General features: G+C 27.7%; 1 protein-coding gene. It reads left to right on the plus strand.

All coding sequences use genetic code 11. The features are described 5' to 3' along the window. The first annotated feature begins 250 nt into the window (after positions 1 to 250). Complete coding sequence (locus FC36_RS06380; protein ID WP_155889673.1) at positions 251 to 640, plus strand: hypothetical protein; 390 nt, start codon at positions 251 to 253, stop codon at positions 638 to 640. Positions 641 to 898 lie beyond the last annotated feature (258 nt).

The raw sequence follows: 898 nt of genomic DNA on the forward strand, positions 1-898 counted from the left end.
GTCGTATTGAGCTTTTGCATTTTGGTAGTCAGACACGGCATCATTAATAGCTTTGATTTGGCTCTGGTAGTCGTGGCTTACCTCAGTGACAACTTTTCGTGTATAAGTTATTAATTATATGTTACTATTAGAATCAAAAAATGTTGACTTCGCATTTATTTATTGTTATTAGGCGTTTTTTTGACTTTTTAAACGTTATTTGCTATAATGTTTACCATAATATAAAAGTTATATATTAAGGGGAATATTTATGGAAAACATAATAAATATTATTAATAAAATAAGCAAAAATAACAATATAATAAATGGAGGAAAAAATATGACTTTTGAAGAAAATGAATCTCAATATTTTGAATCTCAATATTTTGAAACCATCGGTCAACTTTTTCTTGCGATTGTAAGAGTCTGTAAGCAAATTGGTAATTATGATGCTATTGTTTATTTATCTAATATTGATTTTGCGGGAAATAATAACGGCAACGAAAAATATCGGTTATTAGATTATAAAGTAGCTGATTTAGATAAAATTGAAAAAAAGATTTTTGATTTGCTTAATTTAAAGGAAGATCAAAATGATTATAAGCATGAGATAGAATTAGATTTTCAACAATTGCGAAGTTCTAAAGCAAAACTAATTTAAACATATAAGTGATTTTTGGAAACTATTTCGCTATTTATTGGAAATAAGCATATCGTCATTTGATTTAGAACAAGTGCAATTAGCAATTACACTTGTTCTTTTTTATAACTTTCTGACGACGTTAAGTTATAATTTCTTATAATTTCCTTATTTTTGCATTTTTTACTGTCACAGAGGTAAAGCCACGACTATCAGAGCCAAGTCAAAGCTATTAATGATGCCGTGTCTGACTACCAAAATGCAAAAGCTCAATACGAC

Source organism: Ligilactobacillus equi DSM 15833 = JCM 10991, from assembly GCF_001435735.1.
In the GTDB taxonomy this organism is placed as follows: domain Bacteria; phylum Bacillota; class Bacilli; order Lactobacillales; family Lactobacillaceae; genus Ligilactobacillus; species Ligilactobacillus equi.

Excerpts from the sequence above, each read along its gene's own strand:
- FC36_RS06380 (WP_155889673.1), top strand. The coding sequence starts at position 251 with ATGGAAAACATAATAAATATTATTAATAAAATAAGCAAAAATAACAAT.